16 protein-coding genes are annotated in these 15418 nt (G+C 69.3%); 9 read left to right on the top strand and 7 right to left on the bottom strand.

The features are described from left to right. Positions 1-75: 75 nt before the first annotated feature. Together AB0M48_RS23010 and ssd are read right to left on the bottom strand one after the other, a co-directional pair. Positions 76-312: a hypothetical protein gene (locus tag AB0M48_RS23010; protein ID WP_363845533.1), complete on the bottom strand. Its 237-nt coding sequence runs from the start codon at positions 310-312 to the stop codon at positions 76-78. After that, positions 309-1343 carry a septum site-determining protein Ssd gene (gene ssd / locus AB0M48_RS23005; protein ID WP_363845530.1) on the bottom strand — a complete coding sequence of 345 codons (1035 nt, stop codon included), beginning with the start codon at positions 1341-1343 and terminating at the stop codon, positions 309-311. Before ssd ends, AB0M48_RS23010 begins: the two co-directional genes overlap by 4 nt. Before the next feature lie 449 nt (positions 1344-1792). On the opposite strand from ssd, the gene AB0M48_RS23000 reads away from it, so the two are divergent. The 4 genes from AB0M48_RS23000 to AB0M48_RS22985 all read left to right on the top strand — a co-directional run bounded on the left by AB0M48_RS23000 (position 1793) and on the right by AB0M48_RS22985 (position 7605). After that, a complete protein-coding gene (locus AB0M48_RS23000) occupies positions 1793-2587 on the top strand; it encodes an HAD-IB family hydrolase (RefSeq protein ID WP_363845527.1) in 795 nt (264 codons plus the stop codon). A gap of 629 nt (positions 2588-3216) precedes the next feature. Beyond that, positions 3217-4872 (top strand): glycoside hydrolase family 3 N-terminal domain-containing protein, encoded by a 1656-nt coding sequence (locus AB0M48_RS22995; protein ID WP_363845978.1) that lies wholly within the window; start codon positions 3217-3219, stop codon positions 4870-4872. Then, positions 4869-6074, top strand: a complete 1206-nt coding sequence (locus AB0M48_RS22990) for a DUF1343 domain-containing protein (RefSeq protein WP_363845524.1) — start codon at positions 4869-4871, stop codon at positions 6072-6074. Before AB0M48_RS22995 ends, AB0M48_RS22990 begins: the two co-directional genes overlap by 4 nt. 7 nt (positions 6075-6081) lie before the next feature. Further along, on the top strand, positions 6082-7605 hold the full coding sequence (locus tag AB0M48_RS22985; protein ID WP_363845521.1) for a serine hydrolase domain-containing protein: 1524 nt from the start codon (positions 6082-6084) through the stop codon (positions 7603-7605). Between the two features lie 42 nt (positions 7606-7647). Here the strand turns inward: AB0M48_RS22985 and AB0M48_RS22980 are convergent, their stop codons facing one another. After that, entirely contained in the window at positions 7648-8985 is a 1338-nt protein-coding gene (locus AB0M48_RS22980) for a PLP-dependent aminotransferase family protein (RefSeq protein WP_363845518.1), read from the bottom strand. Positions 8986-9034: 49 nt separating this feature from the next. Here AB0M48_RS22980 and AB0M48_RS22975 point away from each other — a divergent pair, with 49 nt between their 5' ends. The 3 genes from AB0M48_RS22975 to AB0M48_RS22965 all read left to right on the top strand — a co-directional run bounded on the left by AB0M48_RS22975 (position 9035) and on the right by AB0M48_RS22965 (position 11383). Then, entirely contained in the window at positions 9035-9484 is a 450-nt protein-coding gene (locus AB0M48_RS22975) for a carboxymuconolactone decarboxylase family protein (protein ID WP_363845514.1), read from the top strand. A 70-nt stretch (positions 9485-9554) separates the two neighbouring features. Further along, the gene (locus tag AB0M48_RS22970) at positions 9555-10475 is read left to right on the top strand and encodes a MurR/RpiR family transcriptional regulator (RefSeq protein WP_319985365.1); all 921 of its coding nucleotides are present in this window, start codon (positions 9555-9557) and stop codon (positions 10473-10475) included. After that, entirely contained in the window at positions 10472-11383 is a 912-nt protein-coding gene (locus tag AB0M48_RS22965) for an N-acetylmuramic acid 6-phosphate etherase (protein ID WP_363845510.1), read from the top strand. Before AB0M48_RS22970 ends, AB0M48_RS22965 begins: the two co-directional genes overlap by 4 nt. Here the strand turns inward: AB0M48_RS22965 and AB0M48_RS22960 are convergent. The 3 genes from AB0M48_RS22960 to AB0M48_RS22950 all read right to left on the bottom strand — a co-directional run bounded on the left by AB0M48_RS22960 (position 11372) and on the right by AB0M48_RS22950 (position 12564). Then, positions 11372-11785, bottom strand: a complete 414-nt coding sequence (locus AB0M48_RS22960; protein WP_363845507.1) for a hypothetical protein — start codon at positions 11783-11785, stop codon at positions 11372-11374. The two genes, AB0M48_RS22965 and AB0M48_RS22960, sit on opposite strands and share 12 nt — an antisense overlap. A gap of 60 nt (positions 11786-11845) precedes the next feature. Further along, positions 11846-12031: a hypothetical protein gene (locus tag AB0M48_RS22955; protein ID WP_363845504.1), complete on the bottom strand. Its 186-nt coding sequence runs from the start codon at positions 12029-12031 to the stop codon at positions 11846-11848. 92 nt (positions 12032-12123) lie between these two features. Next, the gene (locus tag AB0M48_RS22950) at positions 12124-12564 is read right to left on the bottom strand and encodes an Lrp/AsnC family transcriptional regulator (protein WP_229905139.1); all 441 of its coding nucleotides are present in this window, start codon (positions 12562-12564) and stop codon (positions 12124-12126) included. Between the two features lie 105 nt (positions 12565-12669). On the opposite strand from AB0M48_RS22950, the gene AB0M48_RS22945 reads away from it, so the two are divergent. Then, positions 12670-13485: a tryptophan 2,3-dioxygenase family protein gene (locus tag AB0M48_RS22945; RefSeq protein WP_363845500.1), complete on the top strand. Its 816-nt coding sequence runs from the start codon at positions 12670-12672 to the stop codon at positions 13483-13485. Continuing rightward, positions 13482-14582: a kynureninase gene (gene kynU / locus AB0M48_RS22940; protein ID WP_363845496.1), complete on the top strand. Its 1101-nt coding sequence runs from the start codon at positions 13482-13484 to the stop codon at positions 14580-14582. The genes AB0M48_RS22945 and kynU overlap by 4 nt, the downstream gene beginning before the upstream one ends. On the opposite strand, the gene AB0M48_RS22935 is transcribed toward kynU, so the two are convergent. Further along, the gene (locus AB0M48_RS22935; protein WP_363845493.1) at positions 14572-15300 is read right to left on the bottom strand and encodes an oxidoreductase; all 729 of its coding nucleotides are present in this window, start codon (positions 15298-15300) and stop codon (positions 14572-14574) included. The two genes, kynU and AB0M48_RS22935, sit on opposite strands and share 11 nt — an antisense overlap. Between the last annotated feature and the right edge of the window lie 118 nt (positions 15301-15418).

The following is a 15418-nucleotide window of genomic DNA, read 5'->3' as shown; positions in this document are numbered from 1 at the left end:
TGAGCTCCGCAGGAACAGGAACGTGCAGCGGAAGCTACGAAACGACAGCGGACGGTGCCGCAGAGGCGGCGCGCCTCATAAGGACACGACGGGTGGCGGAGGCACGCTGACCTGAGCCAGAGCCCTCTCTGCTGCAAAGAAGTAGCCGGGAGGACGGGGTTGCGGGACCTTCACCTCGTCCCCGCGCAGAACCGGGATGCACCCGCAGCCGAAGGAGTCCGTCGACGCGATCTCGACGTCTGCTGGGGCAAGCGCGAAGTACTCGGCCTCGTCGGCCGCGGTGGCGTCCGCCGTGACGTCCGGGGCGCTCACGGGCGGAGCTCCTTCAGCACCACGCGGGCGGTGGTGGCGAGGGGGCCCTTGGGGTTGCGGGGGAAGCGGCCCCGTTCCAGCACCTCGGCCAGGCCCGGTTCCGGGCGCATCGAGGTCAGGAGGGGGACGCCGATCACGTCGGCCATCTCGGCCGGCTGGAGGTTGCCCGGGGACGGGCCGCGGACCACCAGGCGGAGGTTGCGGCCGTGGGTCAGGAGGGCGGTGGCCACCCGGCTGGCGGCCGCGGTGGCGCGGACTTCGGCCGGGACGACGAGGATCGTCAGGTCTGTGCGGTCCAGGGCTGCCGAGGCGGCGGCCGTGGGGAAGCGCGGGAGGTCGCAGATCACCGTGCAGCCCGCTCTGCGGCCCGCGTCCAGGACCGCCGCCACCGCTGCCGGTTCCGGGTCGGGGGCCGACCGGTCGCAGGCCAGGACGCTCAGGTCGCCCGTCGCCGGCAGGGCGGCTCGCAGAGCGGACATCGGGACCCTGCCGCCGGTGGCGTGCACGCCCGGCCAGCGGGCGCCCTGGTCGGATTCGGTGCCCAGGGCCAGGTCTATGCCTCCGCCCAGGGGGTCGCAGTCGACGAGCATCGCTTCGCCGCCCAGGGCCACGGCTTCGCGGCCGCAGGCTATGGCGAGGGTCGAGGCTCCCGCGCCTCCTCGGCCGCCGATGAACGACACCACGCGGCCCCGGTCCGAGGGCGGGCCCTCGCCCAGGTCGGTCAGCGCCGTCACCAGGGAGCGGCCCTCCACCGGCAGTTCCAGGACGCCGTCCGCGCCCAGGGCCACGGCCGGGGCCCAGGGCGGGTCGCCTCCGTGGACCACGAGGACGCCGGTGCGGCGGGGGAAGCCCGCGTCCAGGCAGGCGGAGACCGCGGCGGGGTCGAGCAGGACCAAGGGGGCGGTGTGCCACTGCGAGCGCAACGACGTGATGTCGGGGGCGCAGGAGAGCGGGCAGTCGGCCGCGGCGGCCACGCGGAGGACCTCGTCGAGGAGGTCCTGGTCGCTGAGCAGGGCGATGGGGTGGGTCATGGGATTGACCGTGGCCGGTCGTGATGAACGACACAACGGGGTGAAGATCCATCTGTGGACAGACCAGCGGCTGTGGACAAGTCGCGATCTTGAACGCCTTGCCGGGCCTGATCTGTCGGACCCGTGTGCGACGCTGGAGGGTTGGGCACACGGCGCTCGGACAAGAGCGGCAGAGGTCCAGTCGCACTCAGGCGGAAACGGGGTCCGGATATGGGACGACCCCCGCCAGGGGGGAGGGACGGGGGTCGTCAATGGTTCAGTCCCGGGGGGTCGGACTGAACCCGTCCGTCGAACCGGACTCTCCTACTGTATCCCCATGCGCCAGTGCTGCGCGCAACTTCCACAACAGCTGAGGGCCAAGTTTCGGTAACCGTGCCGCACAAGGATTTCGTACACGAACGAAATGCCGCCCGAACGGCCTACTGATGAGTACACCTAAGCTGAGCCACATGAGCCGGATCGCCGCCTTCTTCGACCTCGACAAGACCGTGATCGCGAAGTCGAGCACGCTGGCGTTCAGCCGGCCCTTCTTCCAGGAAGGGCTGATCAACCGCCGCGCGGTGCTGAAGAGCGCTTATGCGCAATTCGTGTTCATGCTCGCCGGCGCGGACGCAGATCAAATGGACCGCATGCGCGCGCACATCACGGCGCTCGCCGCAGGCTGGGACGTCGAGCAGATCCGCGGCATCGTCAACGAGACGCTGCACGACATCGTCGATCCACTCGTCTACAAAGAGGCGACGCAGTTGATCGCCGACCACAAGGCGGAGGGCCACGACGTCGTCATCGTCAGCGCGTCCGGCGAGGAACTGGTCGCCCCCATCGCCCAGATGATCGGGGCGGACTACAGCGTCGGCACGAGGATGGTGGTCCACGACGGCCGCTACACCGGCACCGTCGACTTCTACTGCGCCGCCGACAACAAGGCGATCGCCATCAAGCAGCTGGCCGCCGAGCACGGCTACGACCTGACGAAGAGCTACGCGTACTCGGACAGCGTCACGGACCTGCCGATGCTGGAGGTCGTCGGCCACCCCACGGTCGTGAACCCCGACCGGGGCCTGCGCCGCGTCGCCGTCGAGAAGGACTGGCCGGTGCAGCAGTTCGTCGACCCGGTGAGCCTGCGCTCCCGCATCCCCACCCCCTCGGGCAGGGCGGTCGCGGTCACGGCCATCGGCATCGGCGCGGTCGCGGCGGCCGGAGCGGCCTGGTACGGCCTGCGCCGCAAGCGGTCCCGCGACTGAAGTCAAGCCCCACCGACCACAATGCACCGAGAAGAGACGGGTACCGGCGAGTAGCGGCAACGCGCCGCACACGTGGTGCCCAGGTGAGTGCACGGCACCGCCCTCCCGGCGGTACCCGAACACGAAGAAAACCTCACAAATCCAGAAACCCCAGGGCTTTCACTACTGAACGTGGCTTGACCGGTGCACCCGTCCGAGCCCTTGCTGTGACCGGGCCCACGCACTTAAATGGGTGGTGCGGACCTAGGGTCGGCCAGGGGCCAGACGAAGAGAAGTCAGGATCCACCCCGGCCAAGCTCCGTGCGCGGACTTCGAGTACCCACGCGCAGCACGCCGCGGGAGGCTTGTCGTCTAGGGCCTGCGTACCGGGACGCCGGACGCCGAGGCCAGGGTTGTACGACTGGAGTTGCACGCTTGGTAACTCGCAAGCCCGCGCTGAAGACGGGGCACCCTTTCGGGGGTGCCCCGTCTGCTTGTGCGTGAAAAGTTGGCACCGAACGGCAGAATGTGCGCCCGTTGACCCACCACGTGGTCGTGAGTAACTTGCGAAATACGCCAGTTACCTGTGGGAACATCACCGGGAGGCACTGACAGTGCGGAAGTTCGCCGCGTTGACGCTGGTCACAGCCATGGTCGCCCTCACGCCGGTGGCGAGAGCGGACGCCTCGGTGACCACACTGCGCGGGATGTCGCTGGAAGAGAAGGTCGGCCAGCTCTTCGTCACGTACGTCAACGGCCATGCCGCCGACGTCCCGCTCCCCAAGAACCAGACCGACTTCGGAGTGGCGACGGCCGCGGACATGGTGCGCAAGTACCAGCCCGGCGGTGTCATCTACTTCAACAACTCGACCCGCGACAACATCGACACGCCGAAGCAGATCGCGCAGCTCTCCAACGGCCTGCAGAAGGCCAGCAAGGTCCCGCTGCTCATCTCGATCGACCAGGAGATGGGCGTCGTCACGCGAATCGGACCGCCGGCCACCCAGCTGCCGGGCAACATGGCCCTCGGCGCGGGCCGCAGCACCAAGGACGCCGAAGAGGCCGCGCGCATCACGGGCCGGGAGCTTCGCGCGATGGGCATCAACCAGAACTTCGCGCCGGACGCCGACGTCAACTCCAACCCGGCGAACCCCATCATCGGCATCCGCAGCTTCTCGAGCGACCCGAAGCTCGCCGCCGACATGGTCGCCGCCCAGGTGCAGGGCTACGAGGGCCGCCGCTGGTTCGACATGACCTCGGTGACCTCGACCGCCAAGCACTTCCCCGGCCACGGCGACACGTCCGAGGACAGCCACACCGCCCTGCCGGTCTCGAACCGCAGCCTCGACCAGTGGCGGCAGATCGACGCGCCGCCGTTCTCCGCCGCCATCGCCGCCAAGATCGACTCGATCATGACCGCGCACATCCAGGTGCCGCAGATCGACCCGTCCGGCAACCCGGCCACGCTCAGCCCGAAGATCATCACCGGGCTGCTGCGCGACGAGCTGAAGTACGACGGCGTGGTCGTCACCGACTCGCTGGAGATGGCGGGCGTCCGCAAGCTGCACCCCGACGCCGAGATCCCGGTGCTGGCCATCAAGGCGGGCGTCGACCAGCTGCTGATGCCGCCGAACCTCGGTTCCGCGATCGACAGCGTCGTCAAGGCCGTCCGCAGTGGTGAGATCACCGAGCAGCGCATCGACCAGAGCGTCCTGCGCATCCTGAAGATGAAGCTCCTGCGCGGTGTCATGCTCACCTCCGAGGTCGACGTGAACAAGGTCGACCAGATCGTCGGTTCCGGCACGCGGCAGGCCCAGACCATCGCCGACCGCAGCATCACGGTCGTCCGCAACGACGGCCAGGCGATCCCGCTGAACGCCACCGCTCCCCTGGTCGTCGGCACCAGCGACGCGACCACCTCAGCGCTCGCGACCAGGCTCAAGGGCACCAAGTTCGTCACCTCGGCGAGCCCCACGGCCGCGCAGATCCAGCAGGCGGTGGCAGCGGCGGCCAACGCCGACAAGATCGTGGTGCTGACCAACAACGCGAGCACCAGGCCCGCCCAGGTCGACCTGATCAACCAGCTCGTCGCCACCGGCAAGCCCGTCGTCGCGGCCGCCACCGGCAACCCGTACGACGTCGCCCACAGCGGCGCCAAGACGTGGCTCGCCACCTACTCGACCACCACGGTCTCGATGGAGGCGCTGGCGAAGGTCCTGCTCGGCGAGGTCAAGCCGCAGGGCAAGCTCCCGGTCGACGTGCCAGGCCCGACCCCCTACCCGTTCGGACACGGAGTGACCTGGTGAGAAGGCGGAGCTTCCTCGCGGCAGGCGCCCTGTCCGTCCCCCTCGTCAGCACCGCAACCGCCGGCGCGGCCCCGAAGCTCGCCACCGCGGCCGAACAGCTCGCGCAGGACGGCTGGCGCAAGCTCAAGGGCCGCAAGGTCGGCGTGCTGACGAACCCGACGGGCGTCCTCGCGGACCAGACCCACATCGCCGACTCGATGGTCGCCCACGGCGCCAGGCCGACCGCCGTCTTCGGACCGGAACACGGCTTCCGCGGCACGGCGCAGGCGGGCGGCTCCGAAGGCGACTACGCGGACCCGCGCACCGGTATCCCGGTGTACGACACGTACCAAGCCAGTCCCACGAAGATCCAGGCGATGTTCACGAAGGCGGGCATCGACACGGTCGTGTTCGACATCGCGGACGTGGGCGCGCGCTTCTACACCTACATCTGGTCGCTGTACCAGGCGATGGAAGCGGCCAAGGATCTGGACTTCATCGTCCTGGACCGCCCGAACCCCATCGGTGGCACCGCGAACGGCCCACAGCTCGACCCCGCCTACGCGACCTTCGTCGGGCTGAAACCGATCGTGCAGCAACACGGCATGACGGTCGGTGAACTGGCGCGCTACTTCAAGGGCGAGTTCGGCCTGGCCACGAAGCTCGACGTGGTCAACGTCCGGGGCTGGCGCCGCAACCAGCTCGACACGGGCCTGCCGTGGGTTCCGCCGAGCCCGAACATGCCGACCCAGGACACCGCGCTGGTCTACCCCGGCACGTGCCTGTTCGAGGGCACTGTCCTGTCCGAGGGCCGCGGCACCACCCGCCCGTTCGAGACCGTCGGCGCGCCCGGCGTCGACTGGCGCTGGGCCGAGGCGCTGAACGCCCTGAACCTGGAGGGCGTCCGGTTCCGCGAGACCTACTTCTCGCCCACGTTCAACAAGTTCCAGGGCAAGACCTGCGGCGGTGTCACGCTGCACGTCACCGACCCGCGGAGGTTCGACGCCATCAGGGCCGCCGTGGCCATGCTGATCACCGCGAAGTCGTTGTACCCGGCCGTGTTCGCGTGGCGCCCGGACAACTGGATCGACAAGCTCAGCGGCTCCGACCGGCTGCGCAGGATGATCGACGCCCAGGCTCCCCTGGCCGAGGTCGTCGGCGCGTGGCAGCAGGAGCTCCAGCAGTTCCGCCGCACCCGCCTGCCCTACCTGCGCTACCGGTGAGGACGCCATGCTCATCCCTGCCCTGGCCACCGCACTCGTGACGACCCTGGTCCCCGGCCACTACGACCAGCCCCAGGACGGTTTCGCGCACCAGTGGACGACGCTGCGCGAGTCGAACCCGTTCTGGGCAGGCCTCGACCCGGAGCCGATCAACACGGCCCTGCGCCAGCTCCGCGACTTCACGAAGCCGCAGGCCAACGGCAAGCCGCTGTACGCCGGCGCGGTCACGATGTACGTGCACGACGGCAAGATCGTCACGCACGACCGCACGGGTTACGCGGTCCTCTACGAAGACCAGCAGACCCAGTTGCCGGAAGCCGATCGCGTCCCGATGAAGAAGGACACGATCTTCGACCTCGCCTCGATCTCCAAGCTGTTCACGTCGATCGCGGTGATCCAGCAGGTCGAGCAGGGCCGGGTGAGCATCGACGAGAAGGTCGCCACCTACCTGCCCGAGTTCGGCGTGAACGGCAAAGAGAACATCACCGTCAAGCAGCTCCTCACCCACACGAGCGGCCTCGAACCGTTCATCCCGTTGTGGCAGAGGTACCCGGACATCCCGTCACGCCTCAAAGCCGTGATGGACGTGAAGCCGAAGTCCACGCCCGGCACCACGTACGTCTACTCGGACCTGAACCTGATCACGCTCGGCGAGCTGGTCTTCAAGGTCAGCGGCAAGAAGCTCGACCAGGCGGTGAGCGACGGCATCACCAAGCCGCTCAACATGAAGGACACCGGCTACAACCCGAAGGCCGAGGACCGCACGGCCGCGACGGAGTTCCAGTCGACACCACCACGCGGCATCGTCCGCGGCGAGGTGCACGACGAGAACGCGTGGTCCTTCGGAGGAGTAGCAGGCCACGCCGGTGTGTTCGGCACGGCCAAAGACCTCGCCGTCCTCGGCCAGACGATCCTCAACGGCGGCACCTACCAAGGCCACCGGATCCTCAGCGAGCACTCCGTCGAGCTGATGCTCACGAACTTCAACCAGCAGTTCCCGGACAACGCCCACGGCCTCGGCTTCGAGCTCGACCAGCGCTGGTACATGGGCGCCCTGAGCGGCCAGGGAGCCGCGGGGCACACCGGCTACACCGGCACGTCGTTCGTGATCGACAAGGCCTCGCGCTCGATCGCGATCCTGCTGACCAACCGCGTGCACCCGAGCCGTGACTGGGGCAGCGTCAACCCGGCCCGCCGCGCCGCCGCCGACGGCCTGGCCAATGCTCTCGCCGTCAAGTCACGCGGAAAGCAGTGGCGCGCAACGACTTCCGGCGGCACCCTCACCGCGGAACGCCCGGTCGAGGTCTTCGTGGACGTCGACAAGGGCGACAAGCTGACCGTCCAGCACTGGAACGGCACGGACTGGCAGGACGCGCGCACCATCACGACGACCGGACGCCGTTGGGTGCCAACGGAACCCGTGAAGACCAGGTTCGTCTACACCAAGGCGGGCCAGTACAACGGCCGCGGTGTCTACGTGCACGCACGCGGCGACGTCACGGCCGAAGGCTGGTCAGTGGCACGCCGCTAGGCATGTCCCGAAAGTCTCGACCGTGACTCTCATCGAACGGACTTACGGGACACGCCCTAGCACCTCGGTGAACAGCGGGAGCGCCCGTGGGAACGCGGGCGCTCCGAAGCTCAGCACGATCCCCGTGCGGTCGTCGTCGCTCAGCTCGTGCCGGAACCACGAGAGAGGGCTGACCTCGATCCCGCGTTCACGCGCGGTCCGCACGATCTCCGCTTCGTGAGGCGTGTCGAGCACCGCGTGCATCCCGGCCGCGATGCCGGACACCGGCGCGTACGGCGCGACAGCCTCCACCAGCCGGTCACGGCGCCGCTGGTACTTCAACCGCATCCGGCGCACGTGGCTGTCGTACGCCCCGGACTCCAGGAAGTCGGCCAGCGTCAGCTGGTCGAGCATGCTGATGTGCTGTTCGCGATCGGTCTTCAGCGCCAGCACGGGGTCCACGAACCGGTCCGGCAGCACCGTCCACGCGATCCGCAGCGCCGGTGACAACGCCTTGCTGGACGTGCCCAGGTAGACGACGTGCTCCGGATCGAGCCCCTGCACAGCGCCGACGGGCTGCCGGTCGTAGCGGAACTCGCCGTCGTAGTCGTCTTCCAGCACAAGGCCGTCCACGCGCCGTGCCCACTCCACGGCCGATGCACGCCGCCGTGGGTGCAACGGGCCACCCAACGGGAACTGGTGCGCAGGAGTCAACACACACGCTCGCAGGTCGTCCGGCAGTTGCTCGGTGTTCGCGCCGTGGTCGTCCACCGCCAACGGCACCGTCGACGTCCACAGCGACCGGTGGAAGCCCAGCCCGTACTCCTCGACGACGACCGGCGGTGTCAGCAGCCGGTCGAACATCTGCACCGCACCCCCGAACCCCGAGCACACCACGATCCGCTCGGGATCGGCACGCACTCCCCGCGCCCGCGCCAGGTACTCGGCCAGTGCCGTCCGCAGCTCGATCCGGCCCTGCGGATCCCCTGGCCCGAACGCCTCCGAGGGCGCCGCCGTCAGCGCCCGTCGCGTCGAGCGGATCCACTCCGCGCGCGGGAACTCGGTGACGTCCGGCGTGGAAACCCTGAGGTCGAACCGCACCTCGGCGTCCACGGCCCGTCGGGTGACCGGAGGAGGAGGCGCGACTCGTTGCGCGACAACGGTTCCCGACCCTTGACGCGCCGTCAGCCAGCCTTCGGCCACCAGTTCCGCGTAGGCCTCGGCGACGGTGTTGCGCGCGATCCCGAGGTCGAGCGCGAGCGAGCGCGAGGCCGGCAGGCGGGTGCCGGGTGGCAACCGCGCCGACCGGACCGCCTCCCGCAACGACGCCGTCAACCGGTGCCGCAGACCACCCGGCCCGGACAGGTCCAGGTGGAAGTCGAGATTGGCCCACGATTCCACGATCAGATTGCACCATGCACAGGTCCAATCAGCGCCATAGGTTTTAGCCATGACGACGAACCGCATCGACCTCGCCAAGAAGGCGCCGAAGGTCTACCGCGCCATGATCGCTCTCGACGCCGCCGCCCGCGAGGGCCTCGACGAGCAGCTCGCCGAGCTCGTGCGCATCCGCGCCTCCCAGCTCAACCACTGCGCCTACTGCCTCAACATGCACACGGTCGACGCCCGGAAGGCTGGTGAGTCCGAGGCCCGCATCTACCTGCTCAACGCGTGGGAGGAGGCCGGCGACCTCTACACCGAGAAGGAGCGGGCGGCGCTGCGGCTCACCGAGGCCATCACGGTCCTGAGCAGCCACGAGTACGTCAGCGACGAGGTCTACGAGCAGGCCGCGAAGCACTTCGGCGAGGAGGAGCTCGCGCAGCTCATCGCGTTGATCTTCACCATCAACGCGTGGAACCGGATCGCGGTCTCCACCCGGAAGGCGCCTGACGTCCACTAGAACCTGCCGACAGAGTGACTTTCGGACACACTCCGTTGACCCTCGCAGTGGCGGTTAGTAAGTTTCCCACGTGTCCACTGAAAGCACTGCCGAGTCCAGTCCACTGGTGAAGATCCGGTCGCTGCTGCCCGGTCTCGCGCGCGCCGAGCAGCGCGTCGCGAAGGTGGTGCTGGAGAACCCCGGAACCGTCGCTCACCGCAGCATCACCGAGGTCGCCGAGCAGGCGGGCACCAGCGAGACGACGGTGACGCGGTTCTGCAAGGCGATCGGCGTCGGTGGATACCCGGAACTGCGCATCGCGCTCGCCGCCGACACGGCCCGCAGCCAGGCCAGGGCCAACCACGACATGGGTGGCGACATCGGACCGGGCGACGACCTCAAGCAGGTCGTCGGCAAGGTCGCGTTCGCCGACGCCCGCGCCGTCGAGGAGACCGCGGAGCAGCTCGACATCGAGTCGCTCGACAAGGTCGTCCAAGCGGTCGCGGGCGCCCGCCGGGTGGACGTCTACGGCTTCGGCGCTTCGGCGTTCGTCGCGTTCGACCTGCAGCAGAAGCTGCACCGCATAGGGCTCACCTGCTTCGCGTGGAACGACACGCACATCGCGCTGACCTCGGCCGCCGTGCTGACCGGCGCGGACGTCGCCGTGGGCATCTCGCACACCGGCTCGACCGCGGAGACCGTCGAGGCCCTGCGCGTCGCCCGCGAGACCGGCGCCACCACCGTCGCGCTGACGAACTTCCCGCGCTCGCCCATCACCGAGATCGCCGACCACGTGCTGACCACGGCCGCGCGCGAGACCACGTTCCGCTCCGGCGCGATGGCGAGTCGCATCGCCCAGCTCACGGTGATCGACTGCCTGTTCATCGGCGTCGCACAGCACCACGTGGACACGGCGAAGACGGCGCTGGAGGCGACCTACGAAGCGGTGTCCGGCCATCGGCTCGGTGCCAGACCAGATGGCCGGCGGCGGCCGCGGGAGACGACTAAATGATCTCCCCCCGGAACGGTGTGGTGGTGCACGTGGAATCTCCGACCGAGCAACGGAACCCCCGCACCACGGACATCGACCGGGTATCCACGATCGACGTGCTGCGCATGATCAACGAGGAGGACCGCACAGTCCCCGCGGCGGTCGCGCAGGCACTGCCGGAACTGGCCAGCGCCGTCGACCTCGGCGTCGCGGCGATCATGTCCGGCGGCCGCGTGCACTACGTCGGCGCGGGCACCTCGGGGCGTCTGGCAACGCTGGACGCGGCTGAGCTCGTGCCCACGTTCAACGCACCGGCGGACTGGTTCGTCGCCCACCACGCCGGCGGTTCGGAAGCCCTCGTCCGCGCCGTCGAGGAGGTGGAGGACCACTCGGGCGCCGCCCAGATCCGCCGCCACGCCACCGGCAAGGACCTGGTCGTGGGCGTGACGGCGTCCGGGCGCACGCCGTTCGTGATCGGCGCGCTGCAGGAGGCGCAAGCGCTTGGCGCCCACACCGTGCTGGTGTCGAACAACGCGTCGGTGCCGTTCACACCCGACGTGCTCGTCGCGCTGAACACCGGCCCCGAGGCCATCGCCGGCTCCACCCGGATGAAGGCGGGATCGGCCCAGAAGCTGGTCCTGACGTCGTTCTCCACGGCGGTGATGATCAAACTCGGCCGCACCTACTCGAACCTGATGATCAGCATGCGCGCCACCAACGCGAAGTTGCGCGGCCGGACGATCCGGATCCTGCACGAGGCCACCGGGCAGCCGGAGGCCGCGTGCGAGCGGGCGCTGGCGGACGCGGACGGCGACCTCAAGGTGGCGCTGGTCCACCTGCTGTCCGGCGCACCGACCGACCGTGCGGCCGCTGCCCTGGAGGCCACCTTGGGCCACGTCCGCAACGCCCTGGACCGGCTAGCCGGCTGACACGACGTCCGGCCCGAACACCTCGTAGTGGATGTCGGTGACGCCCGCCGCGAGCAGCTGGGTCCGCATCGCGCGCAGGAACGGCACCGGCCCGCAGAGGTGCGCGGTGGTGTTCGCGGGAACGGGAACGCCGCGGAGGTCGGCCAGCCCGGTCCGCTCGGCCGGCCACTCGCCGACGGGCAGCTCGTAGAAGACGTGCGCCTGCGCGTCCTCGAGCTTGGCCACGAGCTGGGCGAGCTCGGCGCGGAACGGGTGGCTGAACTGGTCGCGGTCACCGTGCACCACGATGATTTGGCGCGGCGAGCCGGTGGCGGCGAGCTCGGCGAGCATCGAGATCATCGGCGTGCAGCCGATCCCGCCCGACGCGAACAGCACCGGGCCGTCACCGGGCCGCAGGGTCACGTCCCCGGCCGGACGACGAACGTCACCACGTCCTCGGTCTCCTGGAACCGGGCGAGCACCTTAGTAGTCCTGCTGTCCTCTGGGCAGGAACCGCTCCAGGCCGATCAGCGTGTCGGCCATCATCCAGTAGACCTCGCTCCAGGCCGCGAACAGGCGCTGGTAGAACAGCCGGCTGATCTCGCCGATGGCGGCCCCGACAGCGGGCAGCGTCACCTCGACCAGCTCAGCGGACTTCGGGGACAGCATCGAGGGCTCCTCGGGTCAGCTCCGGGCCTGAGCACCGGAGCAGTGGTTGAGCGATGAGGTCCCCGACGGACAACGGATCGAGACCCAGGAGGCTATCCCGGTAGCACCGGACGCCACGGGATCGGTGTCGACAGCACCATCGCGCTGGACGTCTCCCCGTGCGCGGCCAGCCGGACCAGCAGCCGTTCCAGCTCGATGATGGACGTGGTGACGACCTTGACGACCGAGCAGATGTCTCCGGTCAGCCGGACGACCTCGACCACCTCGGGGAGGTCGTCGAGCAGTTCGGGGTGCACGGTGATGCACCGCGGGCCGTAGCACTTCATGCGCACCAACGCGACGACCGGCCGCCCGACGACGGTGGGGTCGACCACGGCGCGATAGCCGGTGATCGCGCCCATGTTCTCTAGCCGGCGGACCCGCTGGGCGACCGTGGGCGGTGAGACGTGGACCCGGCGGGCCAGCTCGTTGTACGACAGCCGCGCATCCTCTTGGAGCGCCTCCAACAGGGCCTTGTCCACCTCGTCCAACATGAACGCAAAGCTACTCGGCTATCTGTTTTGCGATTGGAAGAACTTCGAGCCGAACGGCTTTCGTCGCCCATTCAGGTGACGGGCCTTTCCGGCGACGATTGACCCATGAGCTGCCCCGTGTCCCCCAAGCTGGATTTCGGCGGCACCACGCCGTACGAGGACTACGTGCACGCGTCGGTGCTGCACACCCTTCAACAGCAGTGGTCCAAAGATCCCCGTGAGATGTCGTTCCTGGTCATCACGCAGGTGATGGAGCTGTACTTCGGTCTGCTCTGCTTCGAGTGGCGGCAGGCCCAGACGGAACTGCGCGCCGACGACCTGCGCGCGGCCGTGCGCACGCTCCGCCGTTCCGACCTGCACCTCCAGGCGCTGTCCGCGGCCTGGAGGCCGATCGCGCGCATGACGCCGACCGAGTTCAACTCGTTCCGCGACGCGCTCGGCGAGGGCTCCGGGTTCCAGTCGGGCATGTACCGCGAGATGGAGTTCCTGCTCGGCGAGAAGTCCCGGTCGATGCTCGTGCCGCACCGCGCCGTTCCCGCGATGCACGACCAGCTGGAGAAGTCGCTGGGCGAGCCGTCGCTCTACGACGACGTGCTGGCCGCGTTGCGGCGCAGGGGTTTCGACATCCCGCAGAGCGTGCTGGACCGGGACCTGACCAAGGCCTACGAGCCGTCGGCCGAGGTCGAGCAGGTATGGGCGACGATCTACCGCGGCGACGACCGCGACCTGCTGGAACTGGGCGAGGCGCTGACCGACATCGCCGAGGAGTTCGCCCGCTGGCGCTACGACCACCTGCTGGCGACCCGGCGTTCGATGGGCTCGAAGGTCGGTACCGGCGGCTCCGCCGGTGTCGCATGGCTGGAGAAGCGCACCCAGCGAGCGGTGTTCCCCGAACTGTGGACCGCGAGGAGCTACGTGTGAGGCGCGAGCTGTTCGACATCCCCGAAGGGGTCGTCTACCTCGACGGCAACTCGCTCGGCGCACCCCCGAAGCACGTCGCCGAGCGGATGCAGGAGGTCGTGAAGCACCAGTGGGGCACGCGGCTGATCAGGTCGTGGAGCGAGGGCTGGTGGGAGGCGCCGCAACGGATCGGCGACCGGATCGGCCGGCTCGTCGGGGCCGCTCCCGGTCAGGTCGTGGTGGGCGACTCGACGTCGGTCAACGTCTACAAGGCGTTGATGGGCGCGGTGAAGGGCACCGAACGCACCGAGATCGTGTGCGACGAGTCGACGTTCCCGACCGACGGCTACATCGCGCAGTCGGTGGCGTCGCTGACCGGGCTGAAGATCCGCGCCGCACAGCCGTCCTCATTGGACCTGAGCGAGGACACCGCCGTGGTGCTGCTCAACCAGGTCGACTACCGGACCGGCGCGCTGCACGACATGAAGGCGCTCACCGAGCAGGCCCATGCCGTCGGCGCGCAGGTGGTCTGGGACCTCTGCCACAGCGCCGGCGTGCTGCCCATCGAGCTGGACGCCCTCGGAGTCGACTTCGCGGTCGGCTGCACCTACAAGTTCCTCAACGGCGGACCGGGCTCGCCGGCGTTCATCTACGTGCCGCACGCGAAGCAGGCGACGTTCGAGAACCCGCTGTCGGGCTGGAACGGCCACCGCGAGCCGTTCGGCATGAAGCCGTCCTACGAGCCCGATCCCGGCATCATGCGCGCACGGGTCGGCACGCCGGACATCCTGTCGATGCTGGCGCTCGACGCGTCGCTGGACGTGTGGGACGACGTCGACCTGGCCGAGCTGAGGCAGCGCGGCCTGGCGCTGACCGCGTTGTTCCGCGAGCACGTCGAGAAGCTCACGAACCTCGAGGTGATCACGCCGGAGCGGCGGGGCAACCAGATCTCGGTGCGCTGCCCGGACGCCAAGGCCGTGATGGACGAACTGATCGCGCGCGGAGTCATCGGCGACCACCGGCCGCCCGACATCCTGCGGTTCGGCTTCGCCCCGCTCTACGTGACCGACGAGGACGCCGTCAGGGCCGCCGAGGTCCTGGCGGACATCACCCGGTGAGTGCGGCGTCCGCGATGCTCTTCGCCTCGCGGGCGCCCGCCTCCAGCGCCGAGCAGACGAACAGGATCCACTGGGCGAGGCCCTCCAGGGACCCCGACGCGAACGCCACGGACGCGGCCTCGTACTCCGCCGAACGACGCAGGCACGCCACCTCCGGCACGCCGAGGCCCTTCGGGTCCAGGCCGGTGGAGATCGACGTCATCCGCGCGGCCGCACGGGCGACCACCCCGTTGGCGACGTCGAACGGCGCCAGCCCGAGCAGTTCGCCGTGCACCACCGCGACGGTGATCGGCGCCGGCACGGACGTGCCGCCGGTGACCAGCGAGCCGAGCATGTCGAGCCGCTGCGACACGTCCTGCGAGACGCGCGGCCGTCCGACGTCGGCCGTGAGGTCTGCGGCGGCGAGAACGTGCAACCGCGCGAGGGCCTGCAACGGCGCGCGCTGCCACGTGGCGACGAGCCCGCCCAGTGCCTCCGCGATCCGCAGGGACCCCGCCAGCACGGGGTCGGAGACCTCGCCGGACTCCGGGATCTCGGTCGGACCGCCTGCCAGTGCCGCCGACGCACGGGCCGCGCGGACGGACGCTTCCGCCGCCGTCGTGGCCCAGCCGCGCAGGTTCACCCGATGGCGGTGGACCTGGAAGACGGCGTCCTTGGCGGCGTTCGCGGCGTCTGCCACGCCGGGCAAGGAAAGCAGCGGTGCGAGAGGATCGGTCACGGTCGCGCAGAGTACCTGACCAGGTGAAACGCGTGACCCAGCTCACTGGCCCAACCGTTGAGCGCGCAACTGCGCCCGTTCAACGCGCCACACGTGCCTGGACCAGACGAAACGGGTT

Origin of the sequence: Lentzea sp. NPDC051208, from assembly GCF_040682435.1 — a bacterium.
GTDB lineage: Bacteria > Actinomycetota > Actinomycetes > Mycobacteriales > Pseudonocardiaceae > Lentzea > Lentzea kristufekii.
This window is presented reverse-complemented; position numbering and strand designations above follow the sequence as displayed.

Coding starts and splice junctions, on each gene's coding strand:
- AB0M48_RS22945 (WP_363845500.1), top strand. CDS start 12,670: ATGAGCTGCCCCGTGTCCCCCAAGCTGGATTTCGGCGGCACCACGCCG.
- AB0M48_RS22995 (WP_363845978.1), top strand. CDS start 3,217: ATGGTCGCCCTCACGCCGGTGGCGAGAGCGGACGCCTCGGTGACCACA.
- AB0M48_RS22985 (WP_363845521.1), top strand. CDS start 6,082: ATGCTCATCCCTGCCCTGGCCACCGCACTCGTGACGACCCTGGTCCCC.
- AB0M48_RS22975 (WP_363845514.1), top strand. CDS start 9,035: ATGACGACGAACCGCATCGACCTCGCCAAGAAGGCGCCGAAGGTCTAC.
- AB0M48_RS22950 (WP_229905139.1), bottom strand. CDS start 12,564: ATGTTGGACGAGGTGGACAAGGCCCTGTTGGAGGCGCTCCAAGAGGAT.
- ssd (WP_363845530.1), bottom strand. CDS start 1,343: ATGACCCACCCCATCGCCCTGCTCAGCGACCAGGACCTCCTCGACGAG.
- AB0M48_RS22965 (WP_363845510.1), top strand. CDS start 10,472: ATGATCTCCCCCCGGAACGGTGTGGTGGTGCACGTGGAATCTCCGACC.
- AB0M48_RS22955 (WP_363845504.1), bottom strand. CDS start 12,031: ATGCTGTCCCCGAAGTCCGCTGAGCTGGTCGAGGTGACGCTGCCCGCT.
- AB0M48_RS23000 (WP_363845527.1), top strand. CDS start 1,793: ATGAGCCGGATCGCCGCCTTCTTCGACCTCGACAAGACCGTGATCGCG.